We start from the raw sequence: 5036 nt of genomic DNA on the forward strand, positions 1-5036 counted from the left end.
CTTTGCGGCGCTCCTTGGCGGTCATGGGGCGTGGCTGGCCGTTTTCACCGATGACGGTGTAGCGGGGGAGGCCATTGGGCTCGGTGCCGGAGTTGCTGCCTTCGGCTTCGTCGTCGCCGTCAGAGTCTTCGGCGCTTTCGGCATTGGCGGCGGGTGCGCCGGGGGCTGGGGCAGCGGCTTGAGGGGCATCCGCAGGAGCGGAAGCTGCCACGGGTGCGGGAGCTTCGGCAGCGGGTGCAGGGGCTGCTTCCTGAACGATGGCGGCAGGGGCTGCGGCTTCGACGGGAGCGGGCGCTGGGGCTGCGGCGATCTCAAGATTGAGCTCAGGAGCTTCGGCGGAGTCGGCCTTTTTCTTGGCGGTCTTGCGTGCAGGGGCTTTGGCCTTGGGCTTGGCGGCAGCAGGAGGGGGCGCTTCTTCGATGACGACTTCCACGACGGGCTCGACGGCAGGGGCGGCTTTGGCTTTTGCTTTGGACGCTTTTTTCGCAGCAGGAGGTGGGGGCGCGGCTTCTTCCACAGCGACTTCCACAACGGGTGCGGCTTTGGCTTTGGCGACTTTTTTGACCGCTGCTTTTTTGGCCGGGGCTTTGCGCTTGGTTTTGGGAGCTTCGAGCTCGGCGGTGGATTCGTCAGACATATGCAGGAAAGGGGAGGGGATTAATCGAGCGGATCGGCAATGGCGTCGTCGATTTCAAAATTGGCGTGGACATGATGTGCATCGTCGTAGCCGTCGAGGATGTCGTAGAGGCGGATCAGGGATTTCGCGGTGTCCAGGTCGCTGATGGTGACGGTGGTCTGCGGCTGATAGATGAGCTTTTGCGAAGTGGTGGTGAGGCCTTTTTCGCGGAGGAGGCCATTGACTTGGAAGAGCTGATCGGTGGCGGTGTAGACGATCCATTCGTCGCCGTCTTCCTGGATGTCTTCGGCGCCGGCGTCGAGGGCGATCTCCATGATCTGGTCTTCGGTGGCGGCGGCTTTGTCGAGGCGGAGCTCGCCACGGCGTGCGAACATGTAGGCGACGCTGCCGGAGTCTGCGAAGGTGCCCTGGTTTTTGCCGAGGAGGACGCGGATGTCGTTGGCGCTGCGGTTGCGGTTGTCGGTGACGATTTCGATCATCATGGCGACGCCGCCGGGGGCGTAGGCTTCGTAGAGGATTTCTTCGATCTGCGCGCCGCCGAGCTCGCCGGTGCCTTTTTTGACGGCGCGGTCGATGTTGTCATTGGGCATGTTGGCCGCGCGTGCTGCCAGGACGGCGCTGCGCAGGCGGGCATTCATGTCAATGCTGCCACCGCCGTGCTTGGCTGCGAGGGTGATTTCCTTCGACAGCTTGCTGAAGGCATTGCCGCGTTTGGCATCCGTGATGGCTTTGCCACGCTTGATTTTGGACCATTTATTGTGGCCTGCCATGATGAAGAACGATGTCTGTGGGAATGCAGCGAACGGGTGCGGCCATGACAATGACGGCGGCCTTCCGTGCGGTGTGGTTTGGGGAAATGTAGGGGGGAGAAGCGGCATTGCCGCGGTGAGTCTCTGCAGGAATGACGGCTGCGCAGCGAGTGCGGAGTCGCGTTTCATCAGCGCGAGGGCCGGGGAAACTTCGGCAATCCTGCCGGGAACAACACCAAGTGTTCACCAAGTTGAGAGAACTTGGAACGGCGTGAAGTGTGTGGGATGGAGGGGCAGGATGCAAGGGGTTTTTCAGGAGGGGGCGGGAAAAGTGAGAGTGAGTGAAAAAGGGCGATGGGGAGGAAAGGAGAAAATGAAAGGCCGTGGTGTGGGGCAAGTTTGCTGCGATGACTGCGTTTTGAGAGATATGCGTGCCCTCTGCCACCGCCGCCGTCTGCTTTGCGTTTTCAGCGCCTGTCTTGGTGTGCTGTGCCTGCTGAGTCTGCCATGCGCGGGAGGCATGCCTGAATTGAGCGCGGAGGGAGTGAAGGCTTACAGGGAGGTGAAGAAGGCGGAGATGTTTTGCAATTCTGCCGTTGGCTATGCGGGATCGACTCCCGAGGTGGTGTGGGCGTTTCGAGATCTGCTGGCGGAAAAGAACGCGGATGCGGCCTTCAAGGCGCTGATGCAGGAGGCGACGATGCCGGGGCAGATGTACGCGCTATGCGGGCTTTGGTTCACAGATCAATCGGCGTTCAAAGAGCAGGTGACGCGGTATCATGCCATGAAAGGGAAGGTGAAAACGATGATCGGCTGCATCGTCGATGAAGAGTCGATCGCTGATCTGGTGGTGAGCAAGTATGCGACGCCGATCCGCTTGAAGGGACCCGAGGACACCTTGGAAGCCTGGTGGGCGAGAAATCCAAATGGCTCGGGCTATTCCGACATCGCGGGCGGTTACTGGCCAAGCGAGCTGAAAGGGGAGAAGGGGGCGAGGCGGCCGGTGAAGAGGTGAGAGGCGATGTGTGGCTCGCGCTGTTGCCGGGAGGGATGACCGGCCAGGAGGGCTGGGAAATTTTGTCAAGAATTTGCACACTGACCCCATTTTGAGGGCGGGTCCGAACTGCGGGTTTGAACAGGAACATGGGTGACACTTATGCCGGGCACATAGGTTGCTCTGTCATCCCCCGTATTTTGAGGTGGTTCACAGCCTGGCGGCGAGCGGAGCGAGCTAAACCTCAAGCCGTTGGCTATAGCGGTTCGCAAAACTCATTTCCGTTTAGCGGGCTGTTTTTTGATCGAGGATCATGGACTTCGACGGCGGCTGGTTGAGGACAACCAGCCCTACCAGCGCTGGGCATGCGAGCGCCCAGCGCGAGGTAGGGCGGCTTGTCCTCAAGCCGCCGCCGAGCGTCTCCACGCTCGCTTTCCGGAAATCAGTTTCGGAAAATGCTGTAAGGTGACAAACTTCAATCGGTGCTCCGTCGTAGGGGGGGAGTCCAAGGCATCGACTGCCTCTCACACTGTCACCTATGTTCCCGGTCCGAACCCGTTCAATCACAGTCGTACCCGTACTGGGGTAGTTTGCAGTGGCGGCAGACGAACTTGTAAATAGCGGGGCTGCCGCCTGGGTGATAATTGGGGGCGAACTCGTTTAATTGAGTGGCGGTCCAGCCGGTTGAGGCGAGAAAACTGGCGAGCGCCGGGCCAGACAAGGAACGTAGCTCATCGTGGGACACATCGCCGTGAAACTCGCAGGCGTCGTCGCAGCAACTCAACCAGTCCTCACTCTGCCATGAGATGTAACCAGGAGTGCGACGCGTGACTTCGGTGATAATCCCGGCTGCTAGACCCGCCTTGGTGAGAGAATGGTCGTCGCAGAACATCGCGTCGAAACGCTCGGCAGCGGAACCATCGGCGATGCACCACGGACAAAGCTGCTCTCGTATTTCATCGAGACAGTAAACAGAAGCCGTGTAGATGCTGCCACGTGCCTGACCACAGCAAATGCACACTGCTGAGCTTGGCTTGATGCTGCCGGTGGCTATCGGGTCTGGATGGTAGCGAAATGAAGGCAGCATTTGCGGGAAGCTCTATGAATCGGCTAACGGCTTGATGGGAAACAAATCGGTCGAGTGCTCCAACAGCATCAGGGACATGTTTTTTTTGTCGGATAAATGGGGGCAGGCTGCAAATAATTGACAAACTGCAGTGAGGTCACTCGGTGGGTGCTTCGGCCTGATCGAGGAAGGCGATGAGTTCCTTCGGAGCCTGCGCGCGGACTTTTTTGCGGTCGAGGCGGCGGAGCTGCTGGCTGACGTTGGCGGCGGATTTCATGGCGAGTTTTTCGGCGAGCCATTCCTGGGTGACGGTGGTGCGGCGCCAGAGGAGATCGGCGAGGAGGAGCTTGCGGGGATCGGAGCCTTTGAGCAGGGCGACTTCGGCGGGTTTCATTCCGGCGGCTTTGAGGCCTTGCTTGAGCCAGGCTTCGGCCTGCTGCTGGCTGTGGGAGGCGACGTGGGGATCGGCGCGGTAGCTGCGGGATTTGGGGGTGCGGTTTGTGATGGAGGCGTCGGCGAGCTTGCGCATGGCGTCGCCGAAGGCCTGTGTGCCCCAGTACCAGCCGCGGCGGAGGTGGCTGCTGCGGGCGTCGGCTTCCTCGGGCAGCGGGGGGACGCCGCAGCTGGCGAGTTCTTCGGTGAGGGCGCGGCGGTCGAGGCGCTTGATCATTTGGCGGCGGCCTGCGGCGTTGTCTTCGAGGTTGAAGGCGTGGAGGCCGCTTGGGGCAGCGAGCCACTTGGGGCGCTCTTTGGGCGGGAGGGCGTAGCCGCCGGCGAGGCTGCTCCAGCGGTAGTCGAGCACGCTTTTACCGGCCTTGGGGCGGATGAGTTTGGCGCGGACGGGGTTGAGGTGGATGTAGTCGAGGAGGGTCTGGTAGTGGTAGGGGTCGGTGCCTTCAACGATGACGGCTTTGTAGCGGTCTCCGAAGAGGCGGCCCCATTTGCTGTGCCGGACGTTGTAGCGGCGGGTGAGGGTGTTTTGCAGCCAGGACATGCCCGCGACGAGGTTGGGCTCCGGGGTCTGGAGGAAGAGGTGGTAGTGATTGCCCATGAGCACCCAGGCGTGGACGCGCCAGCCGGTCATCTCGCAGGCCTGGGAGAGGGTGTGGAGGAAGAAGCGGCGGTCGGCGTCGTCATGGAAGATGGCTTCCCGGCGGTTTCCCCGGGCCATGACGTGGTAGTAGGCGCCGGCGGACTGGATGCGGATGCTGCGTGGCATGGCGGGAGTCTAGAGGGAAGGGGGTGATTTTGTCAAGAATTTGCATCCTGACCCCATTTTGAGGGGGCGGGGTGGAGCGGATTCTTTGTCAAGAATTTGCACACTGACCCCCTTTTGGGGGGGGGCGCGGTTTGCGGTGGGCGGCTTCAGGGCTTGGCGAGGCCTTCGGGGAGCTGGGCGAGGCGCTCGACTTCGGTGACTTCGTGGAAGAACCAGGGTTTGCTGTCCTTCACTTTGAAGATGATGGTCTTGCTGGCGTACTTGAGGCCGTCGTGCTCCTTCCAGTCGGTGAAGCGGTAGAAGTCGCCGCGCCAGTCGAGGCGGTGGAGGAGGGAGGTTTCTTTGTCGAAGTGGAAATCCATGGCGGGGGT

The 5036-nt window shown here is 61.2% G+C and carries 5 protein-coding genes and 1 pseudogene; 1 reads left to right on the forward strand and 5 read right to left on the reverse strand.

What is annotated here, in order from left to right; translation table 11 throughout:
• Together ACIREA_RS26520 and ACIREA_RS26525 are read right to left on the reverse strand one after the other, a co-directional pair.
• Positions 1 to 637 (reverse strand): annotated as a pseudogene (locus tag ACIREA_RS26520) (hypothetical protein); the annotation flags it as partial.
• Between the two features lie 20 nt (positions 638 to 657).
• Positions 658 to 1407 (reverse strand): YebC/PmpR family DNA-binding transcriptional regulator, encoded by a 750-nt coding sequence (locus ACIREA_RS26525; RefSeq protein ID WP_397385337.1) that lies wholly within the window; start codon positions 1405 to 1407, stop codon positions 658 to 660.
• A gap of 406 nt (positions 1408 to 1813) precedes the next feature.
• Here ACIREA_RS26525 and ACIREA_RS26530 point away from each other — a divergent pair, with 406 nt between their 5' ends.
• Positions 1814 to 2401: a hypothetical protein gene (locus ACIREA_RS26530; protein ID WP_397385338.1), complete on the forward strand. Its 588-nt coding sequence runs from the start codon at positions 1814 to 1816 to the stop codon at positions 2399 to 2401.
• 538 nt (positions 2402 to 2939) lie between these two features.
• On the opposite strand, the gene ACIREA_RS26535 is transcribed toward ACIREA_RS26530, so the two are convergent.
• The 3 genes from ACIREA_RS26535 to ACIREA_RS26545 form a co-directional block, all read right to left on the reverse strand.
• Positions 2940 to 3467, reverse strand: a complete 528-nt coding sequence (locus tag ACIREA_RS26535; RefSeq protein ID WP_397385339.1) for a CbrC family protein — start codon at positions 3465 to 3467, stop codon at positions 2940 to 2942.
• Positions 3468 to 3603: 136 nt separating this feature from the next.
• Positions 3604 to 4665: a transposase gene (locus tag ACIREA_RS26540; protein ID WP_397385340.1), complete on the reverse strand. Its 1062-nt coding sequence runs from the start codon at positions 4663 to 4665 to the stop codon at positions 3604 to 3606.
• Between the two features lie 146 nt (positions 4666 to 4811).
• A partial coding sequence (locus ACIREA_RS26545; protein WP_397385341.1) for a hypothetical protein occupies positions 4812 to 5036 on the reverse strand: 225 nt, incomplete at its 5' end.

Origin of the sequence: Prosthecobacter sp. (assembly GCF_044373815.1) — a bacterium.
Lineage (GTDB): Bacteria > Verrucomicrobiota > Verrucomicrobiia > Verrucomicrobiales > Verrucomicrobiaceae > Prosthecobacter.